Origin of the sequence: Leptolyngbya sp. BL0902 (assembly GCF_016403105.1) — a bacterium.
Classification (GTDB): domain Bacteria; phylum Cyanobacteriota; class Cyanobacteriia; order Phormidesmidales; family Phormidesmidaceae; genus Nodosilinea.
The window spans coordinates 199,171-217,419 of record NZ_CP046155.1; the positions used below are offsets into that span (position 1 = coordinate 199,171).

The 18,249-nt window shown below is 59.9% G+C and carries 15 protein-coding genes and 2 tRNA genes; 8 read left to right on the plus strand and 9 right to left on the minus strand.

What is annotated here, in order from left to right:
- Positions 1-29 precede the first annotated feature (29 nt).
- The 4 genes from GFS31_RS00855 to GFS31_RS00870 all read right to left on the minus strand — a co-directional run bounded on the left by GFS31_RS00855 (position 30) and on the right by GFS31_RS00870 (position 5,421).
- On the minus strand, positions 30-2,513 hold the full coding sequence (locus GFS31_RS00855) for a response regulator (RefSeq protein ID WP_198806446.1): 2,484 nt from the start codon (positions 2,511-2,513) through the stop codon (positions 30-32).
- 174 nt (positions 2,514-2,687) lie between these two features.
- On the minus strand, positions 2,688-3,653 hold the full coding sequence (locus tag GFS31_RS00860; protein WP_263974874.1) for a peptidylprolyl isomerase: 966 nt from the start codon (positions 3,651-3,653) through the stop codon (positions 2,688-2,690).
- Between the two features lie 179 nt (positions 3,654-3,832).
- On the minus strand, positions 3,833-5,125 hold the full coding sequence (locus GFS31_RS00865) for a Glu/Leu/Phe/Val family dehydrogenase (RefSeq protein WP_198806447.1): 1,293 nt from the start codon (positions 5,123-5,125) through the stop codon (positions 3,833-3,835).
- Positions 5,126-5,348: 223 nt separating this feature from the next.
- Positions 5,349-5,421: transfer RNA gene (locus tag GFS31_RS00870), tRNA-Ile, on the minus strand.
- 253 nt (positions 5,422-5,674) lie between these two features.
- Between GFS31_RS00870 and GFS31_RS00875 the strand changes: the two genes are divergently transcribed.
- The 3 genes from GFS31_RS00875 to GFS31_RS00885 all read left to right on the plus strand — a co-directional run bounded on the left by GFS31_RS00875 (position 5,675) and on the right by GFS31_RS00885 (position 8,757).
- Entirely contained in the window at positions 5,675-5,917 is a 243-nt protein-coding gene (locus tag GFS31_RS00875; protein WP_198806448.1) for a hypothetical protein, read from the plus strand.
- Between the two features lie 50 nt (positions 5,918-5,967).
- Complete coding sequence (locus GFS31_RS00880; RefSeq protein WP_198806449.1) at positions 5,968-7,392, plus strand: hemolysin family protein; 1,425 nt, start codon at positions 5,968-5,970, stop codon at positions 7,390-7,392.
- Between the two features lie 291 nt (positions 7,393-7,683).
- Positions 7,684-8,757 (plus strand): Gfo/Idh/MocA family protein, encoded by a 1,074-nt coding sequence (locus GFS31_RS00885; protein WP_198806450.1) that lies wholly within the window; start codon positions 7,684-7,686, stop codon positions 8,755-8,757.
- Here the strand turns inward: GFS31_RS00885 and GFS31_RS00890 are convergent.
- Entirely contained in the window at positions 8,754-9,332 is a 579-nt protein-coding gene (locus GFS31_RS00890; protein ID WP_198806451.1) for a L,D-transpeptidase, read from the minus strand. The genes GFS31_RS00885 and GFS31_RS00890 overlap by 4 nt on opposite strands.
- A gap of 131 nt (positions 9,333-9,463) precedes the next feature.
- Here GFS31_RS00890 and lipA point away from each other — a divergent pair, with 131 nt between their 5' ends.
- The 4 genes from lipA to GFS31_RS00910 all read left to right on the plus strand — a co-directional run bounded on the left by lipA (position 9,464) and on the right by GFS31_RS00910 (position 13,938).
- Positions 9,464-10,333 (plus strand): lipoyl synthase, encoded by an 870-nt coding sequence (gene lipA, locus GFS31_RS00895; RefSeq protein ID WP_198806452.1) that lies wholly within the window; start codon positions 9,464-9,466, stop codon positions 10,331-10,333.
- Between the two features lie 214 nt (positions 10,334-10,547).
- The gene (locus GFS31_RS00900) at positions 10,548-11,738 is read left to right on the plus strand and encodes a BMP family ABC transporter substrate-binding protein (protein ID WP_198806453.1); all 1,191 of its coding nucleotides are present in this window, start codon (positions 10,548-10,550) and stop codon (positions 11,736-11,738) included.
- Positions 11,739-11,749: 11 nt separating this feature from the next.
- Positions 11,750-12,838 (plus strand): ABC transporter permease, encoded by a 1,089-nt coding sequence (locus GFS31_RS00905; protein WP_198806454.1) that lies wholly within the window; start codon positions 11,750-11,752, stop codon positions 12,836-12,838.
- Between the two features lie 152 nt (positions 12,839-12,990).
- Complete coding sequence (locus tag GFS31_RS00910) at positions 12,991-13,938, plus strand: ABC transporter permease (RefSeq protein ID WP_198806455.1); 948 nt, start codon at positions 12,991-12,993, stop codon at positions 13,936-13,938.
- 68 nt (positions 13,939-14,006) lie between these two features.
- Here GFS31_RS00910 and GFS31_RS00915 read toward each other — a convergent pair whose 3' ends face one another.
- The 3 genes from GFS31_RS00915 to GFS31_RS00925 form a co-directional block, all read right to left on the minus strand.
- Positions 14,007-15,164: a helix-turn-helix domain-containing protein gene (locus GFS31_RS00915; RefSeq protein WP_198806456.1), complete on the minus strand. Its 1,158-nt coding sequence runs from the start codon at positions 15,162-15,164 to the stop codon at positions 14,007-14,009.
- A gap of 43 nt (positions 15,165-15,207) precedes the next feature.
- Positions 15,208-16,164, minus strand: coding sequence for a hypothetical protein (locus GFS31_RS00920; RefSeq protein WP_225907521.1), 957 nt, complete (start codon positions 16,162-16,164; stop codon positions 15,208-15,210).
- A 305-nt stretch (positions 16,165-16,469) separates the two neighbouring features.
- Positions 16,470-17,138 (minus strand): Npun_F0813 family protein, encoded by a 669-nt coding sequence (locus tag GFS31_RS00925; protein ID WP_198806458.1) that lies wholly within the window; start codon positions 17,136-17,138, stop codon positions 16,470-16,472.
- A 305-nt stretch (positions 17,139-17,443) separates the two neighbouring features.
- On the opposite strand from GFS31_RS00925, the gene GFS31_RS00930 reads away from it, so the two are divergent.
- Positions 17,444-17,516 (plus strand) — tRNA-Arg (locus tag GFS31_RS00930).
- A gap of 73 nt (positions 17,517-17,589) precedes the next feature.
- Here the strand turns inward: GFS31_RS00930 and GFS31_RS00935 are convergent.
- On the minus strand, positions 17,590-18,243 hold the full coding sequence (locus GFS31_RS00935; RefSeq protein ID WP_198806459.1) for a DNA-3-methyladenine glycosylase: 654 nt from the start codon (positions 18,241-18,243) through the stop codon (positions 17,590-17,592).
- Between the last annotated feature and the right edge of the window lie 6 nt (positions 18,244-18,249).

The window sequence follows — 18,249 nt, forward strand, 5'->3', positions numbered from 1 at the left end:
CAAAAGAGCGCGTTTGCGATCTTCTAAGCCTAGCGCGACACGGGATAGAGAGACAGGGTATTGCCTCCTCTCGCCTGGGCCTCTCCCAGGGCCTGTTCGGCGGCTACGATCAGGTGCCTAGGCTCTAGGGTAGCGCAGGGAACCGCTCCCCCAATGCCCAGGCTCAGGGTCATGGAGGGCCGATGTTGGATGGCCTGGGGAAGGTGCAGATGATCGATGGCCTGCTGAATTCGGGTGGCCACCCGCAAGGCCCCATCGAGATTGGTGTTAGGCAGCAGGATGTTAAATTGGGCCTCGCCGGAACGCGCCACTAGGTCAATGTTGGGATTGACTGTATGATGCAGGGTGCGAGCCACCCGACGCAGCACCCCATCGCTGGCCCCTGCCCCGTAGGTCTGCTGGTAGGCCGCGAAATCGTCTAGGGCACAAAGCAGCAGGGCCAGGGGGGCCTGATCCTGAACGTGGCGATCCCACTGCTGCTGGAGAAATCGCTCGAAATGGCCTATGGTAGCTACCTGGGTGAGGGGGTCGTGATCAGACTGATCCCATTGCAGCGACCGTTGCTGCCGCATCTGATCTAACTGCTGGCGCAGGCGAGATCGCTCTACCCGGCTCAGCACCCGCGTGACCAGTTCTGGCCCCACAATGGGTTTGCCTATGAGGTCATCGCCACCAGCCTCAAACACCTGCGTCACCGTTACGGTATCGGAGCGGGTGGCCAGCATGAGGGTGGGCAAATTGCCGTAGGTAGGGTCTTGGCGCACCACCTGGCACAGGTCAAAGCCGCTGAAGGTAGGAGTATCCAGGGCTAACATCAGCAAATCTGGCTGCACCTGCCGTAGTTGCTCCCAAAACTGGCGAGGGTCACTGAGGCCCACCACCTGTAAGCCCCAGGGAGACAGCAAATCCTGAATCGTGGCTAGGGTTGCGGTATCGTCATCCACCACCAGCACCCGTGATTCTGGCAAACGACCACAGGGCAAAACCTGTTCCAGGGCCTCAACCACTTGGCAGGGGCTGATCGGGGCTACCAAATAGCGATTTCCCTGAAGCCGAGCCACCTGCACCCGTTCTTCCAGGCTGTCTTGGGAGGTAATCACCAAAACAGGCAGGTGGGGATACTGGTCGCGGATAGCTCGCAGGGGGGCCAGCTTAGTGGTGGGGGGCGCAGCGGGATCAAGGCCCAGTAGCACCGCTCCCACCTGGGGGTTGAGGGGAGTTGAGGCCACCTCAGGCAGGTTTGCCCAGACCTCCACCGGGTAGCCCTGCTGGGAGAAATATCGCTGGAACTGGGAGCTTAGGGTCGTTTCTAAGTTGATCAGCAGCAAATTACATCGCTGGACAGGTAGGTTTGGCCTGCCTTGATGGGGGTTTACCTCAACCGAAACCATGGGTGGCAGCAGGTTGTTCGTGGCGGTAACGGTCTGCTTTAGGCGCTGAAAAACCTCGACTATCTGAGCGTTCTGATCAGGGCTTAGGGGGTCGGGCTGGCCCAGGAGTGCTTCTAGGGATCGGGCCTGGGCCGATCCCTCGGGATCGCCAAAGGTGCCTAATCCTCCGGCCAATCGGTGGGCCTCTGCCACAGCTTGGCGGCGGTCAGCGTCGGTGAGTCCCGTCGTTAGGAGGCGTTCCAGGGCATCCTCTAGGTGAGCCAGACGCCCTGGCAGCGACGACTGAAACTGCTGGGTGATGGTTGCGATTTTAGCGGCCACCGAGGAAGGCGGCACCGCTGTGGGGGTAGGCCCAAAGGCGGCCTCCGCCTCCCTCAGCGAGCTTGGAGACCTATCCCCTGACTCAGCCTTGCCGTCGCTGGGTGGGGCAAGTTCCGTGGGTTCTGTGGGTTCACCCAGACGATAGCCCAGGCCGTAGACGGTTTGAATCACAGTTTCGGCAATACCGCTGCGTTTGAGGCGATTTCGCAAGTCTTTGACCAGGTTCGTTACGGCCCCCTCCGTGGGGGAGTCGTCCAGCGTCCACAGGTGATCAAGGATATTGCTACGGCTAAAAATACGCTGGGGATGGCGCAGAAACAGCTCCAGCAGGCTATATTCCTTTGGCGTCAAGGGAATAATGTGCCCTCGATAGGTCACTTGAGCGAGGGCGGGCTCCAGCTGAATAGGCCCCCAGGTGAGGGAAGGGATCTCCGTCGCCACCGCCCCTCGCCGCAGCAGAGCCCGCACCCTGGCCAGCACGCTGGGAATGTCGAAGGGTTTCGTCACGTAGTCATCGGCCCCGGCATCGAGCCCGGTAATCACATGTTCGTCACCCGTTTGGGCCGTGAGGATGAGGATGGGGGTAGTGCTGCCGATCTGCCGCAGTTGCCGACAGAGACTAAGGCCGTCTAGGTGGGGCAGGTTTAAGTCAAGGAGAATAAGGTCATAGTTCCACTGCGAGGCCAAATCCAAGGCCACCCGACCATCGGTGGCCTGTTCTACCGTGTAGCGCGCGGCAGTGAGGTGGAGAGCTAGGAGCTGACGAGTCGCCGGATCGTCTTCAACCAAAAGAATTTTCATAGAACCAGCCAATACCGAGCCCTAAGCCCGAATACTGCAACCTCCAGAGTATCGCTAAAATCCTGGCCTTTCCCCCGCCAGCGAAGTAAGAAAGGCAGGTTTCTGGGCAAGGGCCAAGGGAAACGTAGTCGTCCAGGGATGCCCTGGATCCAGCGCTACCCAGCCTTGACCTTTCTAGGTGGGTTGTTCTAGGCGGCCATCGGCCAGAGGGCCATCGACCTGGGAGACGTCAGCCTGGGGGCCATCGACCTGGGAGGCATCAGCCTGGGGGCCATCGACCTGGGGGGCGTCAGCTTCCGGGGGGCACAACAACTCGGCATTCTTCGTGAGGGCATTCTGCACCTGTTCAACCAGCCAGGTGTTGAAGAGTTCCTCCAACAGCCGCTGACGGGTGGCTTCGTCAAGCTTGGCGGGCAAGAACTTTTCTAACCGCACCACCACAAACCAATCTCCCACCTTCGTGGGGGGCCACAGTTGGCCGGGTTGGCTAATGGTGAGGATACGGCCCAGGGTGGGGTGGGGCACCGAGAGTTCTACCGGGCCAATGAGTCCTCCCGTTTGGGATTCCTGCCCTTCGGAGTATTGGCGGGCGAGATCCGCAAAGGGTTCGCCATCGTCCTGAATGCGGAAGTAAAGCTCCTGGGCAAGCCCAGCTTCGCGGGTGCGAATGAGGGAATACAACACCCGATCCATCTGGGTTTTGCGCTGGAGGAAGTAGGAGTCTACCTTGTTGCCCCAGGTATCGAGCTTAAACTTGTGCAGTCGCCGATCTCGCTGGGCCACCGCGTCTAGATCGGCCAGGGTAAGGCCCCGCTGCTCTAGGTAGGTTTGGCACTGCTCGGAGGAGGTGATCTGGTTGGCCTGTGCGAACTGATCTACCGCCGAGGCGATTTCTTCCTCGGTGAGAGAAAAGGGGGCAATGGCCTGGTCAATCACGACTTCTCGCAGAAAGGCGGGCAGCAGACCATAGCGGCGCAACCGGGGCAGCAGATCCGTGGCCGCGAGGGCCTGTTCCCCCACCCGCAAGGATCCATCACCCTCTGGTTCCAGGGGGATCGCCTCCGGTTCCGGGGGTATGACCTCTGGTTCTAGGGGTATGGGTTGATCACGGAATCCATCAGCAGCGGCTAGCCCAGACACAACTTGCTTCCTTCGGCAAAACTCCCCAGCCCAACCTTAGCGTAATCCCTTTCCCTTGCCGCCGTTTGTTGCCAGATTCTCATGGTTTCCCCCCGGCAAGGGTGGCCCCAGATCGCAAGGTGCAGACATCATCCGTTCAACGGGGAGACTACCACCAGGCCCTGGGGATCTGGACTGGGTTAGTGGGGATCAACGTAGTCATCGCGGATGCCCTTGGCGTTGAGGGCGTCGCCGAGGCGAGACAGGGCATGGACGTAGGCGGCGGTGCGGCCAGAAATGGCCTTGTCTTGGGCAATTTGCCAAATGCGTTCGGCTTCGGCCACCATCATGCCCTGCAAGCGACGGTTCACCTCCTCCCGCGACCAGTAGAGCCCGCTGCGGTTTTGCACCCATTCAAAGTAGCTGACGGTAACGCCCCCAGCATTCACCAAAATGTCGGGGAAGACGGTGATGCCCTTATCCTCCAGAATGTCATCGGCATCGGCGGTGATGGGGCCGTTGGCGACTTCAAAAATGTAGCGGGCCTGAATGTGGGCAGCATTGTCGGCGGTAATTTGGTTTTCCAGCGCCGCCGGAATCAACACATCCACCTCCAGGGTCAGCAGGTCTTCGTTGGTGAGGGTGGTGTGGGCTTGGTCAATATTGCAAACACTGTCTTGGCAGTAGATGGCTTGCAGGCTGCGGTGCTCGGCCTTAAACCGCTGGACGCTGGGAATATCCAGTCCCTGGGGCGAAAACACACCGCCCTGGGAGTCGCTGACCGCCACCACCTTATACCCCGCATCAAACAGCAGCCGCGCCACGGTGCTGCCCGCATTGCCAAACCCCTGCACCGCCACCGTGGTCATTTGGGGGCGTTTGCCCACCTTGGCCATCATCGCCTCAATCACGTAGAATGCGCCCATGCCCGTGGCGGTGTCGCGTCCTTCGCTGCCGCCCATACTCAGGGGTTTGCCCGTAATCACCGCCGGACTGTGCTTGCGCTGAATGATGCTGTACTGATCCACCATCCAGCCCATGATCAGGGCATTGGTATAGACATCGGGGGCAGGAATATCCACATCGGGGCCAATAAAATCAGCGATGGCGTCAATGTAGCCCCGGCTCAGCCGCTCCAGTTCAAACTTGGACAGTTCCTTGGGGTTGACGGTAATGCCGCCCTTGCCGCCGCCCAGGGGCAGGTTCAACGCCGCACATTTAAAGGTCATCCAAAAGGCGAGGGACTGCACCTCATCCAGGGTGACGCTGGGATGGTAGCGAATGCCGCCCTTGGCGGGGCCACGGGTATCGTCGTAGCGCACCCGATAGCCCTGAAACACCCGCAGATGGCCATTGTCCATCCGCACCGGAATCGACACCGTGAGACTAGCTTTGGGATAGCGCAACCGCTCCGAGGCATCGTCAGAGATGGTGACATACTTGAGGGCGCGTTCGAGACGGCGGTTAGCATCGGACAGGATAGAGGTGGTCATAAAATCCCCAGAATGCAGTCGATGGCGGCCCTGGGACATACCCCCACACTCGGCCACGATCTACCCTCAACATTCCGCGAAACGATGACCGCCGCTGCAATCGGCAATAATTTGTATCACAGGTTACGGCTTCGCGGGGGTTAGGCGACGGCAACTAGCCTAGGATGGCCGTCATGCCCACGCCTAGCCTGCCCAATCGTCCAATCTCGTTGGCCCATACCAATCCAGGGTGCAGGAGTTGAACCTGCCTGAGGCGAATTATGAGTTCGCTGCCTAATCCGCTCGGCCAACCCTGGGGTTTTATCCTATTCTAAAGCCTTGCTCCGGGAAGCGTTCAAGTTTTTTAGGATTGGGGAGCGCGGCTAGGGTGGGCCAGCCATCGCCGATGGTTGAAGCAGAAGGCGGCACAATGGGCGTTCTCCCTCGATAAGATGTTGCTAGAATTAGGCATCCTTGACCTAGCCCCAGGGCGGGGCTGAGGGTCAAGCCTAGGTTCTATAGCTGTTTTCTCCCGTTCGCTTTCCCCTCGTTTCCCTCACAAGACACCCCATGAATCCCGCTGTTGCCTTTACGCTCATTCTGTTGTCGCTCATGATGGGAGCTGGCGTGGTCAGTGCATCCTGGGGGTTTACCCTAGGGCGACAGGCGCTTACGGGTATTCGGCAACCGGAGGCGCGTCCCACCAGCGGCACCCCCGTGGCCAATGCCAATACCCCCAGCGCAGCCACGTTTGCCAATGAGGCCGAAATTTTGGAGCAGGTGAAGGCCCGAATCAACGGTGGCGTTCAGTAGGCCCGTAGGCCAAAGCTCCCGATGGGGGCGTCCTGGGGCACTGTTACCCTATGCAGCTTTCTCTTTTTCTGCTAAGCCTAGTCGTTCCTGACGCGCTGCCCGTTGCCGCTGTGCTGTCTCGGCTGATGGCGGTGTTCTTGCTGATTGGCATTAATGCCTTCTTTGTGGCTGCCGAGTTTTCCATGGTGTCGGTGCGGCGGTCGCGGATTAGCCAACTGGTGGCCCAGGGCGATGTCCAGGCCAAAACCGTGCAGCAGCTTCAGCGCAGTTTAGATCGGCTGCTGTCTACCACCCAGCTTGGTATTACCCTCTCCAGCTTGGCCCTGGGCTGGATTGGCGAAAGCACCATGGCGGTGATTGTGGCCTACGGCTTGGCTCAAACGCCCCTAGCCCAAGGGCATCGGGTAGCCCTAGCTCACACCATTGCCATCCCCGTGGCCTTCTTTGGGGTGGCCTATCTGCAAATTGTGCTGGGGGAACTGTGCCCTAAGTCTGTGGCGATGCTCTACCCGGAGCAACTGGCGCGGTTTTTGGGGCCACCCAGCCTCACCATTGCCCGATTCTTCAACCCGTTCATCTGGATTTTGAATCAGTCTACCCGGTGGCTGCTGCGCCTAGTGCGGATTGAGTATAGCGATCAGTTTGGCTATAGCCGCCTGACGCCGGAGGAATTGCAGCTCATTATCCGCACCACCACCGAAACCCCTGGACTGGAGGCCGAGGAGCGGGAACTGCTGAACAATGTGTTTGAATTTCGGGATGTGACCGCCGGGGAAATCATGGTGCCCCGCACCCAGATCCACGCCCTGCCCCGGTCTGCTTGCTTTAGGGACTTGCTGGATGCGATGGCCTCCACCGAGCATTCCCGCTACCCGGTGATGGGCGATTCCCTCGACGATATTCAGGGCACGGTGGATCTGAAGCAGCTTTTCCAGCCCCTTGCCCAGCAGGCGATTACCGCCGAAACCGAGCTTCAGCCCTGGATTAAACCTGCCCGCTTTGTGCCCGAACACACCCCCCTGCACGAAATTTTGGCCACCATGCAGCGCACCGGACAGGAAATGGTGATTGTGGTCGATGAGTTTGGCGGCACCGCCGGACTGCTCACCCTGCGAGACTTGACCACAGAAATCATTGGCGATGTCCACTCCCCAGGGGACGAAGACGACGCCTGGGTACAGCGCCTAGACGATCAGTCCTACCGCATCAAAGCCCAGGCCGATCTCTACGACGTGAACGAACACCTCGGTCTAGACCTGCCCTACAGCGATGACTACCAAACCCTCGGCGGCTTTTTGATCTACCAAATGCAAAAAATCCCCCAGGCCGGGGAAAGCCTGATCTACGCCGGACGGGAGTGGAGCATTCTCTCCACCCAAGGGCCAAGGCTGGAGGAGATCCTCATGCGAACCCTAGACCCGCTGCCGATCTCTACCACCGAAGAACCGCCGCCTAGGATCCAGCCCAAAAACTGACACATTCCGTTACCAACAGGCGTCGCACCTGCCTAGGCTAGGGTCACTGCTCCCTAGAACTACCTAGCTGTCCTAGAACGGTTGAAACATCCAAATCCAATGGGCCAGGGTTTTCCAAGGTTTGTCATTAATCTTCACGAGTTGAAGCATTGTGATAGTATCTGGATGATTTCGCCCCGGCCCGAAATGATTCTTGTTGGGCGTTCCATTAGCCCTCTAGGGCCGTGGTTCCCTGGCTCACTGGCCGCATTGCCTAGGACTGCTTAACCCACTCTCATCCCCGCCCTAGCTATGATCTTACCCCGCAATCTACCGGATCCGATTCGTGTTGGCGTTATTGGTGTGGGCAACATGGGCCAGCACCACACCCGCGTCCTCAGCCGCTTTAAAGATGTGGAACTGGTCGGTATTTCCGATGTGAATGTGGAGCGGGGGCTGGATACCGCTGGCAAGTATCGGGTGCGTTTTTTTGAGGACTACCACGATCTGATTCAGCATGTGGATGCGGTGTGTGTGGCGGTGCCCACCCGGCTGCACCATGCGGTGGGGATGGCCTGCCTTCAGGCGGGGGTGCATGTGCTGATCGAGAAGCCCATTGCCGCCAGCATTGCCGAGGCAGAGTCCTTAGTCAATGCCGCCGCCGAAGCCAATTGTATTTTACAGGTGGGCCACATCGAGCGCTTCAACCCCGCCTTCCAAGAACTGCACAAAGTGCTCAAGACCGAGTCTTTGCTGGCCCTAGAGGCTCGCCGCATGAGCCCCTACTCCCAGCGGGCGAACGATGTGTCGGTGGTGCTCGATCTGATGATCCACGACATTGACCTACTGCTAGAACTGGCTAACTCTGAGGTGTCTACCCTCACCGCCAGCGGCGGGCGCGTCGCCCATTCCGACTATCTCGACTACGTCACCGCCACCCTCGGCTTCAGTAACGGCATTGTGGCCACCCTCACCGCCAGCAAGGTGACGCACCGCAAAATCCGCACCATCATGGCCCACTGCAAAAATTCCCTCACCGAGGCGGATTTTCTCAACAACGAGATTTTGATTCACCGCCAAACTACCGCCGATTGCTCCGCCGACTATGGCCAGGTGCTCTACCGCCAAGACGGGCTGATCGAAAAGGTCTACACCAGCAACATCGAACCCCTCCACGCCGAACTAGAGCATTTCATCAACTGCGTGCGCGGTGGCGAACAGCCCTCCGTGGGTGGCGAACAGGCCCTCAAAGCCCTGCGCTTGGCCAGCATGATTGAACAAATGGCCCTCGATGGCAAACCCTGGCAGGCGATGAGTGGCGCGGCGTTGAATGGTGTGGCGGTGAATGGTGCCATGCCCGATGTTGAAGTTGGGGTTTCCGCCTAGGGTTTGACGACCACTGGGGTACCCAGTTGGATGTGGCCGTAGAGGGCTTGGATGTCCTTTTCCAGCATCCTCACACAGCCGTGGGACACGGCTTCGCCGATCAGGTTCTCCTGGTTGGTGCCGTGGATGCCGATGTGGTAGCCTCCCTCCACCAAAAAGCCAATCCAGCGGGAGCCGAGGGGATTGCTCGGCCCTGGGCCAACGGGTTCTTGGGTGATGGGGTGTCGCCACACAGGGTTAATCCGCATATCGCGCACCGCAAACTCGCCAATGGGGGTTTGCCAGCCATCCTGGCCCACCGCCACCGGGGCTTGCAGGATCACCTGTTCGTTTTGGTACAGCCGAATTTCGCGGGCCTGCAAATGTACTTCAATGCGAGTGTTTGCGGTCAACAAGCTCTCTGGAGCCTGACGTAACGGCAAGGTCAGACGAGCCAGACGCATGGGCTGAAAGGGAGCATCGGGGTGCCAGCCGTTGGGGTAGTAGTAGTCGCGCCATGCCCCGGCCGCCAGCAGCCCCGCCGCTCCGTAGCAAATTAAGATTCCACACCGACGTACCGCAGATGGCTTTTCCATCTTGCCCTAAACCCACCCCCGCGCTTGTTTTTAGGATACTCCGATCCCCCAGATCCGTATCGGTGGATTGCGCTTCGAGGGCTTGCTATGATGAAACTCCAAGTTCAGCATCGGGTATCTAGGGAAACGCTGTGGCAGTAAAACCAGACTGGTTACGGGTAAAGGCTCCCCAGTGGGAGCGGGTAGGAGCGGTTAAGGCCATTCTGCAAGATTTGGGCCTCAATACCGTGTGCGAAGAAGCCTCCTGCCCCAACATTGGCGAGTGCTTTCAGGCGGGAACGGCCACGTTTTTGATTATGGGGCCAGCCTGCACCCGTGCTTGCCCCTACTGCGATATTGACTTTGAAAAGAAACCCCAGGCCTTGGATCCCACCGAACCCCTGCGGCTGGCAGAATCGGTGCGGCGCATGGGCCTCAGCCATGTGGTGATTACCTCCGTCAACCGGGACGATTTGGCCGACGGCGGAGCCAGCCAGTTTGTCGCCTGCATCGAAGCGGTGCGGCGAGAATCGCCCAAGACCACCATTGAGGTGCTAATCCCTGACCTTTGCGGCAACTGGGATGCCTTGGCCACCATCCTGTCCGCCCAGCCCGAAGTGCTGAACCACAACACCGAAACCGTGCCCCGGCTCTATCGTCGGGTTCGGCCCCAGGGCGACTACCAGCGGTCGTTAGAACTGCTGCGCCGCACCCGTGAACTCGCCCCCTCGGTCTATACCAAGTCGGGCCTGATGGCGGGCCTGGGTGAAACCGACGTCGAAGTGCAGCAAGTCATGGACGACCTGCGGGCGGTGGATTGCGACATCCTCACCCTGGGGCAATATCTGCAACCCGGCCCCAAGCACCTGCCCGTGGTGGATTTCATCACGCCGGATCAGTTCAACACCTGGCGCGAGGTAGGCGAGGCCAAGGGCTTTTTGCAGGTGGTGTCGTCTCCCCTCACCCGCAGTTCCTACCACGCCGGGGAAGTGCAGCGGCTGATGGCCCAGTATCCTCGCTAGGGGCAGCGATGGGGCCGACCGGATCTCCGGTTGCTCCGTCGCTAGGGGCCGAGGCTGGGGAAAATTTCCCAGGAAGCGAACAAAAAGTGGCCTGGGATACAACTGCACCCTGGGAATTTACCAATTCTTAAGGGAGCGGGGTGGGGGAAACTCTACCTCGGAGACGCTTCACTGTTCTGCGCCCGCCATCCTACCCCTGTAGAGAAGATTCCCTATGACTGATCGTCGTCGTTCCCTCGTTTTTTCCCGCCGTCAGGTCGTCCGTGGGCTGTTGGCCACTTCAGCCTTTGGCCTGACCGCCAAGTTGAGTACCAGTTGCGCCTCCTCCCCCAATACCGGAACCACCGGAGGGGGAGGAACTTCGGGAGAAGAACTGGTAGTAGGATTTCTGTACGTTGGCCCCAGGGATGATTTTGGCTATAACCAGGCCCACGCCGAAGGGGCAGCGGCCATGGCCGCCAATGTGCCCGGTATTCGGATTGTAGAGGAGGCTAGCGTCCCCGAAACCACCGCCGTGGCCGAGGCCATGCGCAGTATGATCGAAATTGACGGGGCCAAGGTGCTGTTCCCTACCTCCTTCGGCTACTTCGACCCCCACATTTTGGAGCTGGCGCGGGAGTTCCCAGAGGTGCAGTTTTTCCACGCTGGTGGGCTGTATCAGGAGGGCGTTCATCCCAACAATGTGGGCAGCTACTTTGGCTACATCGACGAAGCCCAGTACGTCGCAGGCGTGGTGGCAGGGCATATGTCTAGATCGGGTCGCCTGGGTTTCGTGGCGGCCAAACCCATTCCCCAGGTGCTTCGCAACATCAACAGCTTTACTCTGGGAGCGCGTTCGGTGAACCCAGAGGCGACCACCCAGGTGATCTTCACGGGAGACTGGGCCTCTCCGGTGAAGGAGGCCGAGGCTACCAACAGCATGGCCGACCAGGGCATCGACGTGATCACCTGCCACGTAGACAGCCCCAAGGTGGTGATTGAAACCGCCGAACGTCGAGGCATTTTTTCCTCCGGCTACCACGCCAACCAGGCATCCCTCGCCCCCAACGGCTATCTCACGGGGGCCGAGTGGGATTGGTCGAGCATCTACACTTCCCTAGGCCAGCAGTTCATGGAAGGCAAAACCCTGATGGCGGGGGATATTCCCCACATTCTGCGGGGTGGCCTTGCGGACAACTTCTGCCGCCTCTCCCCCTACGGTGAGGCCGTCACCGCCGAAGCCCAGGCCGCTGGGGATGCCGCCATGGCCGGGGTGAAAAGCGGCGACCTCATCATCTATGATGGCCCCCTCAAAACCAACAGCGGCCAGGAATTTTTGCCAGAGGGCAAGGGTCTTCCTATCGATGATGTTGAGCTGGAGAAGATGAATTTCCTGATCGAAGGCGTCAACGGTTCTGTTAGCTAGGGGAGACTGCCATGATCTCTACCCAACCCTGGCGGCGTTCCCTCGAAGCCGTCGTGATTCCAGCGGGGGCGGTGCTGGCAGCGCTGATCATCTTTGGGATGTTCTGCGCCCTGGCCGGAGCCAATCCCTTTCAAGTTTATGGATCGATCTTTCGAGCCGCCTTTGGCAGTTGGAGTGCTTGGCAAAACACCCTGCTGCGGGCCTCGCCGCTGATGCTCACCGCCCTCTGTACCGCCCTGCCTGCCCGGTTGGGCCTGGTGGTGATTGGCAACGAGGGAGCCTTAGTCATCGGTGCCCTAGCGGCGACCCTGACTGGGTTGGGGCTGGGCACAGCTCTACCGGGGTTTGTGGTACTGGTGGTCATGGCCCTAGCGGCGATTGTAGCCGGGGGGCTGTGGATTATGGCCGTCGGTGCCCTGCGGCACTATCGCGGCGTCAACGAAACCATCAGCAGCCTGTTGATGAACTACATCGCCATTGCCCTGCTCAACCACCTGGTACAGGGGCCCATGCGAGATCCCAGCTTTGTCGCCAAGCCCTCCAGCTTTGAGATTGCTCAGTCGGCTTGGCTGGGCAACCTGCCCACCACCCGTATCCACTACGGCCTCGTCTACGGCGTCATCGCCTGTATTCTGGCCTACCTACTCATCCAGCGCACTACCTTCGGCTTTGCCGCCCGCACCGCCGGAGGCAACGTCCGCGCTGCCCGCATGGCCGGGTTGCCCGTGGGTAAACTCACCCTGGCCATCTGCTTTTTGGGGGGTTCCTGTGCGGGGCTGGCGGGCATGGTGGAAATTGCGGCGGTTCAGCGACGGCTGAACGAGTCCGTTGTCTCCAACTACGGCTATGCCGGAATTTTGGTGGCCTTTGTCTCCAAGCACAATCCCCTGGCGATGGTGGTGGTATCGGTGCTGTTGGGGGGCATTTTGGCCAGCGGCGGCATTCTGCAACGCTCCCACAACCTACCCGACGCCACGGTGATGGTATTCCAGGGCATTGTCTTCCTCTGTGTGCTGTTCAGCGACTCCCTCTACGGACGGTTTCCCATCTTCCAGGATCGTCCGGCCCAGATTATCCCGGAATCCAGCGTATCGGCCTAGGGCTTATCGCCATGAGCCACATCCTGGGGATCCCCCTAAATCCCCCTTAGAAAGGGGGACTTTGAATCCGGGTTCCCCCTTCCTAAGGGGGCCAGGGGGAATCCACCCACCCTACGGTGAGTCCTATTGTTCCATCCTCAAGAGGTTTATCCATGGCAGCAGAAGCATTGGGTTGGTGGGGGGTTCCCCTGGGCATTTTGGCCGGAACCCTGCGGGGGAGTGTGCCCTTTTTGTTTGTCAGCTTGGGGGAGTGCCTGACCGAAAAAAGCGGCAAGATTAACCTTGGCCTAGAGGGCACCCTGCTGATGGGGGCGATGAGTGCCTACGCCATCTCTTTTCTGACAGCGGATCTCGTGGGGCCTGCCCTGTCGCCGTGGTTGGGGGTGCTGGCGGCGGGCGTCGCGGGGATGGGGCTGGGAGCCATCCACGGTTGGCTTTCCCAGCAGCCCAGGGTGAACGATGTGGCCACGGGCATCGCCATGATTATCTTTGGCGGTGGGTTAGCCAATTTCCTCGGCAAGCCCTTTATTCAGCCCCAAGCGCCCCAGTTGCCCACCCTAGGGGCCGGAAGTTGGAGCAGTCTGCCCCAGGTGCAGTCGGCCCTGCAAATTAGCCCGCTGTTTTTGCTGGGGGTGGCGGTGGTGCCGCTGATGAGTTGGTTCTTCAAGTCCACCCGCTGGGGGCTGTATGTGCGGGCGGTGGGCGACAGCCCCGAAGCGGCCAAGGCCATGGGAATTTCGATTTTTAAGGTGCGGATGGCCAGCATTGTCATGGGCAGCTTTCTGGCGGGCATTGGCGGCGCGTCATTGTCCCTCTATTTTCCTGGGGTATGGACAGAGCGCATCTCCAGCGGCCAAGGTTTGATGGCGGTGGCCCTGGTGATTTTTGCCCGCTGGCAACCCTGGCAATGCCTGTGGGCATCGCTGCTGTTTGGGGGAGCCCAAGCCCTCGGCCCCGCGTTTCAGTCCGTGGGCATCAATGCCTACTACTACCTGTTCAACGCCGCTCCCTATATCCTCACCCTGGCGATTATGGTGCTCACCTGTTCGCCGCAGCAAACCCTGGCCGGATCCCCCGGTTCCCTCGGTCAGGAAGACTAGCGCCGCCGAGCGCCGCCTCTGATCTTCCAAGCACCGTGCCGATGGGTGGGGGATTCCTGTGGGAGGGCCTAGGGGCTGGCCTCGGCCATAGCTTCGCGAGGGTCTTCTAGGGCAAAGACATGACCGTCGATCAGAAGACGGGTGATTCCTTTGGCCTGGAGGTAGGGCCGGGTGGTTTCTAGCAGACTGCCATCGGGAACCTTGATCACCCGCTGGTTGCGGCGAGAAAAACGACGGGCCACCCGCTGGTTGTCAAACACGGGCAGGGTGCGGTGGTCGCCTTCCTCATCGGGAATTTGACCCAGGCTGGCAAAGGTTTTCAGCGGCAGCACCACCAGCTCCGACGAAGCCCGCTCGACCACAAGGTAGCACTGGGGCGGCAGGTCGCTGGGGGTGAGGGGGGAGATTTCTACAACATCCAAACGGGGCGCGACCTCTGAGGCATCGCCATCCCAGTCGTCCTCGTCGTCGTCGTCGTCCTCATCCTCGGCATAGTCATCATCTAGGGTGGGGCTGTCCTCAGCCCAGTCGTCCTGGGGGGAAGCAGCCTTGGCCGCCGCTTTTTTGACTGGGGCAGGGCGAGAGGGCTTAGCGTCTAGCGTCGGTTCGGCGGCGGGGGCGGGTTCGGTAGGCTCGGTCTCTGCGAGATTGGTCAGGGTGAGTTGGGCGGCATCCTCCGGGGCGGTGGGTGCCGAAGCGGGATCGGCACTCGCCCCACGAGACCGCTTCCGACGACCTCCCCCAGCGCGGCTGGCCACCTTATCCTCGCTGGAGGAGGACGAGGTGGCGGGCTCGGCGGTGGCGATAACCTCCGCCGCTACTTCCGGGGCGGCGGCGGGATCGGCGGTGGCCCCTCGTTTTTTGAGGATGGGCGGAGCTTTGCTGCCCTCTGGCTTGATCTCCGGGTTGGTCTCCGGCTCTGGTGTGGAGTCAGGTTTCAGGGAAACCTCAGCCACAGCAGCCTCGATGGCGGCAGCCTCTACAGATGGTTCTGGCCTTGCCTCCCCAGCGGCGGATCCAGCGGCTAGGTCTCGATCTCCGGTGCCGCGTTTTTGCTGAATCAGCGTTTTGTACTCGGCTTCCGGCAGACTGGCCTTCAATAGGCGGCTAATGGTGCTATTGCTCACCCCGTATCGCTCGGCCAAGGTGGAGGTAGTCTCTTCGGGTTGGCGATATAGCCCCAAGATAGCGGCTTTGTCGGCCTCGGTTAGCTTTTTGGGTGCCATAGACGGGTTCTCGCAATCATGCCATCTAATATCTTAAGCCGCGCTATCCCCTTCGGCGGCGAGAACTACGGCGAGAATTTACAGAAACCGCGTGCTCCACCACAGCCCCCAGCCAGAAAAAGACGGCGGCCAAGGTCCAAAACACCTCCCACACGGCACTGCCTTCGAGGTAGGTATCGGTGCTGCCTGCGTAGAGGAAAAACATATCCGCTACGTAGAGAAAGAACGACGCTACCGCAATCAGTTTCCAGGATTGGGAAAACCGCCCCCCCCAAAAGGCCACGAGTAGGGTGCCCGCAATGATCAGCAGCACAATATCTCCCAGCAGGTAGAGGAGTTTCACAATACCCTCAAAGGGCTCTAGGAGGTTGTCGATGGCTACCGCCCAACTAGGAGCCGAGGGAGGCGGATCAACCGCTGGAGCCGTGGCGGGGACGGGTTCGCCAGGAATCGCCTCTGGGGCCACCTCTGGGACGGCAGGGGCCTGGGCTAGGAGATAGGCATTGGGCGTCGTGGACGCCGTGGGCAAGGTTTCAGCGTTGGCGGCTTGAAGGCTGACAAACACCGAGAGCAGAATTCCTCCTAGACCAATCCCTAGCACGATTAGCCATTGGGATAGCTCTAGGTTAAGCCGCCGAGGCAACACGGCCTGGAACATCCCCACCGAGAGAAACACATAGCAGAGGATGTAGAAAAAGTCCGCAAAAGACACTACCGGATCCAATCCCCAAAGGTTTCCCCAGAGGAAGAAGAAAATATTGCCCAGGGCGTACATCATTAGCCCCAGGCCAATCCAAAACCAAACCGTGCGGCCACTAACGATCTGGGGGCTGCGCCAATTGCGAAAACAAAGCAGCGAGGCAATGAGAAAGGCTCCCGTTTCTAGGAGGTTAATCCCCAACACAAACCACTCTGCGGGTTCATTGCCACCGGAGGGCACAAATAAGAGGGAAAACAGCAGGCTGACGACGCCCCAGGCAATACCGGATCCTATCAGCACCGGGGTTGAGAGTAGCGACTTGGAGGAAGGAGTTGATGACTGGCTCAACGGTACGCTCCTGGGGTGACGACACAACACAGTAATCAGTGGCCCCGCCGTTGCACCCGTTGGGATTAAAGCTGGCGATACCCCTGAACGCCTGAATTGTAGCGACTTCGGGCTCAAAAGTCTGGGATCCGGCCATTATTTTAGCAATCTAGGGCGAAACGCAATACTTGTTCATGGCTCGGTGAGGGAGGCCCCAGCGACTTGTGGCCCCACGTTGCCGCCCCACCTAAACCCACCCAAGCCGGAGTCATAGGGGTCTAGAGCCAAACCTTGCCCGTGGGCGAGTTTTTCAACCAGGCCAGGAAGTCTTGACGCTCACCCTTGGGCAAGTCCTCTAGGGCATCGAGGGAGCGGGCCGCAAAGGTGGTGTTGCCAAAGTAAGTCTTCCCCATGTGGTAGGTCGCTTCTAGCAGGCGGTGCAGGTGGTGTTCGGCCCAGGGAGGCAGCGGGGCCATAGCCAACGGATCGACCGTTAGCAGATGCCTAACGGCCTGGGGCGTACCCGTTTGGGGAAATTTCCATTGGGCAAACACCGTGCTCAGCTCCGTCTCAAACTGCCGAGCCTGCTTTGGCCCCAGCAAGTCCTCCACATCCATATACAACACCTGCACCAACAGCAGACAGGCTTTAATGTGGGCCGCCGCTGCCGCCGCTGCCGCCGCTGCCCCGTCATCGAGATCGGGCTGATCCAGGCGAATTTTGCCCCAAATACTGAAGCGTTCCGGCTCCTCTAGCAGCACACAGGCTTTACCTCGGTTGTCGGTCAAATCGCGCCACAGAGCACGGGCATCCTCCTCCTGGGCCGCATTGAATACGCTCAAGAGCCGAAAGGTTTGCCCCTGGTAGGTCAGGATGGGGATCGGCTGATCCTTACCGGGATGCTGCATGGTTTTAATGTCAACATCCTGCCGCTTGAGGATAAACATGGTGTGCCCTGCTGGTGTCTGGCGAAACGGAGAGACCTTGCAGTCGGAGGTAGGTCGAAGTCAACCGTCACACCAAGCCCTAGTGAGCCCTGTCACGGCTGTCCCACCCACCATTCTGCCCTGGGGATTTGAAAAGGTCGTGTGATAGCGATGACTTATTGTAGCGGCCCTCGCTCAGATCACATCATCTCCCCCCCTGGCGACCCCATTGCTCAGTGAGATAGAGTGGGTAGAGGTTCGTCGTCCTCGTTTAAGATGGGGAGGGAGTCAGGAAGTGAATCATGTCTTGGCTTCAGCCTACATCGGGGCCATTAGCTCAGCGGATAGAGCAACCGCCTTCTAAGCGGTCGGTCGCTGGTTCGATTCCAGCATGGCCCGTTTCCAGCGTACCCCTTCCACCTGAGATTCCTGGTTGCTTGGAGAAATTGGGGCTCTGGTAGCCGCTACAATTTCACCGAGAGCCAGCGCGTTTAGATACAGCAGGGGAGTCATCGACGTACCAGCGCCAGGGTAGATCGGTGCCCTGGGTAAGGCCGATGCGAGTAGTTTGAAAGCGGTTCTGGGGTTGGGCTACGCGCTGCCGCCAAGCTGGGGTAGGCGGGGCCAGCCAGAGCCCGCTATCGGGCACTAGGGGCTGCTCGGTGAGGCGACGGTCGATCTCCAAAAGCTGGCAGGTTTTGCCGGGGCCAGCCCCCCAGCGAGTGGGCTTTTCTGGACGCTTGCCGGGGCGGCTGTCCTCGCGGCATTGGGCCAGCCAGGGAGGCACGATCTCCAACTCCACCGCCCGAATGAGTACGGCACTGGGCACCCGATCTTGGTCTGTCACCACGTTAAAACAGTGGTAGATGCCGTAGATCAGGTACACGTAGCTGTAGCCCGCTGGGCCAAACATCACCCGGTTGCGCGGCGTTTCGCGGCGGTAGGCATGGCAGGCTGGATCACCCTCGGTATAGGCTTCGGTTTCCACAATCACCGCCTCCAGGTGCCGACCATCGGGCCATTGGCGCATTAGCCGACAGCCCAACAACTCCGGGGCCACCTCCACCGCTGGCCGACTCAGCCAGTCGGAAGAAATCACCCCATCAGCGGGCCTCTTGGTGGACATTGTGTG

Excerpts from the sequence above, each read along its gene's own strand:
- GFS31_RS00855 (WP_198806446.1), bottom strand. The coding sequence starts at position 2,513 with ATGAAAATTCTTTTGGTTGAAGACGATCCGGCGACTCGTCAGCTCCTA.
- GFS31_RS00865 (WP_198806447.1), bottom strand. The coding sequence starts at position 5,125 with ATGACCACCTCTATCCTGTCCGATGCTAACCGCCGTCTCGAACGCGCC.
- GFS31_RS00875 (WP_198806448.1), top strand. The coding sequence starts at position 5,675 with ATGAATCCCGCTGTTGCCTTTACGCTCATTCTGTTGTCGCTCATGATG.
- GFS31_RS00880 (WP_198806449.1), top strand. The coding sequence starts at position 5,968 with ATGCAGCTTTCTCTTTTTCTGCTAAGCCTAGTCGTTCCTGACGCGCTG.
- GFS31_RS00885 (WP_198806450.1), top strand. The coding sequence starts at position 7,684 with ATGATCTTACCCCGCAATCTACCGGATCCGATTCGTGTTGGCGTTATT.
- GFS31_RS00890 (WP_198806451.1), bottom strand. The coding sequence starts at position 9,332 with ATGGAAAAGCCATCTGCGGTACGTCGGTGTGGAATCTTAATTTGCTAC.
- GFS31_RS00900 (WP_198806453.1), top strand. The coding sequence starts at position 10,548 with ATGACTGATCGTCGTCGTTCCCTCGTTTTTTCCCGCCGTCAGGTCGTC.
- GFS31_RS00905 (WP_198806454.1), top strand. The coding sequence starts at position 11,750 with ATGATCTCTACCCAACCCTGGCGGCGTTCCCTCGAAGCCGTCGTGATT.
- GFS31_RS00910 (WP_198806455.1), top strand. The coding sequence starts at position 12,991 with ATGGCAGCAGAAGCATTGGGTTGGTGGGGGGTTCCCCTGGGCATTTTG.
- GFS31_RS00915 (WP_198806456.1), bottom strand. The coding sequence starts at position 15,164 with ATGGCACCCAAAAAGCTAACCGAGGCCGACAAAGCCGCTATCTTGGGG.
- GFS31_RS00925 (WP_198806458.1), bottom strand. The coding sequence starts at position 17,138 with ATGTTTATCCTCAAGCGGCAGGATGTTGACATTAAAACCATGCAGCAT.
- GFS31_RS00935 (WP_198806459.1), bottom strand. The coding sequence starts at position 18,243 with ATGTCCACCAAGAGGCCCGCTGATGGGGTGATTTCTTCCGACTGGCTG.